4 protein-coding genes and 1 other annotated feature are annotated in these 4347 nt (G+C 37.6%); of the genes, 3 read left to right on the forward strand and 1 reads right to left on the reverse strand.

The features are described from left to right. Positions 1-548: LLM class oxidoreductase (locus tag AC11ZT_RS13130; RefSeq protein WP_484060031.1), on the forward strand; the 548-nt coding region annotated here is incomplete at its 5' end. Between the two features lie 157 nt (positions 549-705). On the opposite strand, the gene AC11ZT_RS13135 is transcribed toward AC11ZT_RS13130, so the two are convergent. Further along, positions 706-1665, reverse strand: a complete 960-nt coding sequence (locus AC11ZT_RS13135; RefSeq protein WP_484060032.1) for a bile acid:sodium symporter family protein — start codon at positions 1663-1665, stop codon at positions 706-708. Positions 1666-1724: 59 nt separating this feature from the next. Further along, positions 1725-1977 (reverse strand) — a binding site (T-box leader). A 210-nt stretch (positions 1978-2187) separates the two neighbouring features. Here AC11ZT_RS13135 and AC11ZT_RS13140 point away from each other — a divergent pair. Together AC11ZT_RS13140 and AC11ZT_RS13145 are read left to right on the forward strand one after the other, a co-directional pair. Further along, positions 2188-2628 carry an arsenate reductase ArsC gene (locus tag AC11ZT_RS13140; protein WP_484060033.1) on the forward strand — a complete coding sequence of 147 codons (441 nt, stop codon included), beginning with the start codon at positions 2188-2190 and terminating at the stop codon, positions 2626-2628. A 169-nt stretch (positions 2629-2797) separates the two neighbouring features. Continuing rightward, positions 2798-4347, forward strand: a 1550-nt coding sequence (locus AC11ZT_RS13145) for a copper resistance CopC/CopD family protein (RefSeq protein WP_484060034.1), incomplete at its 3' end; no start/stop codon positions are given.

Raw genomic sequence — 4347 nt, forward strand, 5'->3', positions numbered from 1 at the left:
AAAGCGAGTTGCACATTCTCCAAGGTATTTCGCCCATCATTGGCGATACCGAAGAAGAAGCAGAGGAAAAATATCAACAATTGCAAGATTTACTTATACCAGAACAAGGCTTGCGCTTCTTGTCAGGATATTTAGGGAAAGTAGACTTTAGTCAATATACCCTTGATACGCCTGCTAGAGAGGTCCATTTTCCTCATGAGAACGGGATACAAAGTCATTTTGAACGAATGCTTTCGGTAATTGATAAAGAAAACCCTACACTTAGAGAGCTTTACAACTTGTTGGAAGGAAGTGCGAGAAGGGATTGGGTAGGCACGCCTGAACAAATCGCTGATCAATTGGAAAAGTGGTTTTTGGAGAGAGCGGCAGATGGATTCATGCTAATTGCTCCGCTTCTTCCACATGGTTTAGAAGATTTTGTAGATAAGGTAATACCAATTCTACAAGAACGGGGACTTTTCCGGCTCGATTATGAAGGAAGCACATTACGTGAACATCTAGGATTGAAAAAGCCAAGCAATCGGTTCGGAATAAATTCAATAAGGTAGATAAGATGACTTCGGTTATTACGAGAACATTGAAAAAGGTATTACTCTCTTACATACTAGTATTTGTCTCTATAAAAAGAGGCACTGAATGACTTTTTCAGTGCCTCATTCTAATATACCGAAGTCATCTCTTGTGCCCAATCAGTAAGTGAATTTTTTAAGCCAATTTCTCTTCCTTGAATGCTGTCTTCTCATCTTTCATTCTTCTGAAAATGGTAGCAAGGATGGAACCTGAGATATTATGCCATACACTAAACATGGCACTTGGTACAGCTGCCAAAGGTGAGAAATTTGCCATGGCTAGTGTAACTCCTAGACCTGAGTTTTGCATTCCAACTTCGAGTGCAACCGCTTTTTGCTTTGATACATCCATGCCAAACAAACGAGCGAAGAAAAATCCAAACAAAAAGCCAAGAATATTATGAAGTGCCACTACACCTAGAATAGATAGGCCATATTTTGCGAGTTGTGCTTGGCTTCCAGCAACTACTCCGGCAATAATAAGTACAATTGCGATAACGGATACGAGAGGTAATACCTTCGTACTAGTTTCAGCTTTTTTTCCGAAGAACCGTTTAATAATGAGTCCAAGTGCTAATGGGACGATGACAACTTGAATAATATTTATAAACAATCCACTAAAGCTAATGGCTACCCACTTACTTGCAAGTAGTAAAATCAATAATGGTGTTACGATTGGTGCTAGTAGTGTAGAAACAGATGCGATCGCGACCGCAAGTGCGACGTCTCCTTTTCCAAGAAATACCATAACGTTAGAAGCAGTACCGCTCGGACAGCAGCCAACTAAAATGACACCAACTGCAATTTCCTTTGGCAATCCTAATCCAAAGGCTAATAGAAATGCCAATCCAGGCATTAACACGTAGTGTCCAACTACGCCTAGTAAAACATCTTTCGGTCTACGAAATACTTCCTTAATACTATCAAGCGATAAAGTAAGTCCCATTCCAAACATGACAATTCCTAATAGAATAACAACATAAGGGCCAATCCACTTAAAATATTGTGGATGTAAGTAAGCAATAAGAGAAAATAGTAATACCCAGAGCGTGAATGTTTTCCCAGCAAATGTACTGATTTTTTCTAATACTTTCAATCTCCATTCCCCACCTTTTTATATATTTTTTTATTGATAAATAAAAAAACTCGTCCCATAAAAGGGACGAGTTTTAATACCCGCGTTACCACCCTAGTTTTACAATCATTAATTAATCGATTGCAACACCTTATCCTGTATCCAACAATACAGATTCTTGTTAACGGTAGAATGCCGATATAGCTTACTTCTTCCTTCAGCTATACTTCTTAGAGATGATTTCCACAGATGGTCTGAACATTGGCTCGCAGCAACACACCAACTCTCTTTGAACAGATGGAATCGTGTACTTGTTCCCTTCTTTGAATTTGAATAATTGTAAATTTTCTGTGATTATATCATAAATTTATCTCAATTCAAAGAATAATAAAAAAATAAACTTTAAAACAATCATAATCCAAGCCACAAAAACAATTCCTTATTTATATAACCATATGACTATGCTACCATTGAAAAATGGGTGTTTTACTCTATTACTATAACAAGAAACTGACATCATTAGAAAAGGCATTTGGAGGAATTATGGTACAGAAACCTATTATTTATTTTCTTTGTGAGCAAAACAGCTGTCGTAGTCAAATTGCAGCTGCATTTGCAAAATATTATGGGAACCAAAAAGTAGAGGTGTATAGCGCGGGAACAATGCCAAGTAGGATCCATTCACAAACGATTGCGACAATGAAAGAACTCGGTATTGATATTTCTAAGGAGACAGTAAACGAAATCGATATGAAAATTTTACTACGGTCTACCGTTGTTGTGACATTATGTGAAGAAGTAAATGAAAAATGTCCAGCTATTCCATTTGGCATTCGAAGCTTTCAGTGGAATATTAAAAATCCTGTATCTTATGAAACAGATGAATGTGATCTTGATAAACTAAGAGATGTTCGTGAAGAAATTCGGGATCATGTTATACACTTACTCCAACGGTTACATGTGATTCCTCGTAACGAATATTAAGCATGATAACAAATATACTAGCTTATAAAGCGATTTTACTCAAAAAAGTATTGGAATCTACCAATACTTTTATTTTTTTATCAAAGCCATAACTATGCTACTATAAATAGAAGTTATATAAGTCTGCCATTATAAAAAACAATGACTATTCTATCAAAAGGATGAAATTATGAAAAATATACGAAAAGTAATAGTGGTATTGCTCCTTTTGTATGTAAGCATAGGCGTAGTTCCGACCTTCACTTTTGCTCATGCAAATATTATTGCATCATCGCCTTCAGAAAATGAAACATTAGCGAAAGCACCATCTGTCGTAACGGTAGAATTCGACGAAGAGATTGAACCGAAATTCGATTCGTTTTTTGTTGTAGATTCAAAAGGGATACGTGTAGATACAAATGAGTCGAGTTTTGATAAAAATAATCCAAAACGGATTCAAACGAAATTGAAAGAGCAACTTTCGAACGGAGCCTACACGATTCAGTGGAAGGCAGTTTCGGCAGATGGTCATCCCGTCGAAGGAACGATTCCCTTTCAAATTGGCGCAGAAACTGGAATTCATTCGATGCAAAGTACGACAGGATATGTACCACAGGCAGATATGATTATAAATCGAGGACTTTTATATACAGGATTTTCACTTTTTCTGGGTGTCATTCTGTTTCATCTCGTTTTTTATAAAGGAGAAAGCTCAAGTATTATAAAAACGAGAAGTAAAACGATGATCCTTCTTTCTCTTCTGTTGATTGCTTGCAGTTTGCTTTGGAATCTTCCACTTCAGGCGAAATTATATGGAAATGTACCGTGGTCCCAAGCGTTTCAACCTTCTTTATGGGTGGAGGTACTTTCCGTTCCAACCTTCGGATATGTATGGATTTCACAAATAATCTTGCTTGTAGTACTTGTGATTGCATCTTGGCTCGCCCTTACATACGGCGCATGGTCGTCTTTAAAAGCGTGGCTATTTCCAGTTTTGTTACTAATCGGACTATTTGTGACGAAAGCATTAATGGGGCATGCCGCCAGTTCGACTTATCGAGATATTGCAGTTGTAATAGATGTTCTTCATTTGTGTGCGGCTTCTATCTGGGTGGGTTCAGTAGCTGCCATTGTTTTCTTACTATCGAAAAAGCAAGAAGGAAAACGAGATTGGTCTTTATACTGGGATACAATTGAACGGTTTTCTCCATGGGCGATGACAGCTACCATAACGATTTTATTTACTGGAATTTTTTCCATTACTTTATATATTCCGGACTTGCGTTCCATCTTTCAGACAAGTTATGGGCTTATCTTGCTAGCGAAAATTATTCTATTTGTAGGAATGGGTATACTTGGCATTGTTCATATCGTGAAACGAAAGCTGCGCAAAGAGAAAGAATTAGGTGTATCCGTTCAAGTAGAATTCGGTATCGGGATTGCTGTACTCATCGCAGCTGCTATTTTGACAAATGTAGCAACGCCTCCTTTACCAGTTCCAGTTCCGTTTAATGAAACAAAGCAGGTAAGTATATATGAAGTTGCTATGCATATTAGCCCGAATGCAGTAGGACCGAATACATTTGAAATAGATATTACCGATCAGCATGGACAGCCGGTTACGAATATAGAAGGGCTTACCATTACGATGTATTCGTTAGACATGGAAATGGGGCGAAATATTTTTACTCTCCCAATGGTCTCGCCAGGAAAATATCAAGTGGATGGGAAACCATTCAA

Source organism: Ectobacillus sp. (genome assembly GCF_056992975.1).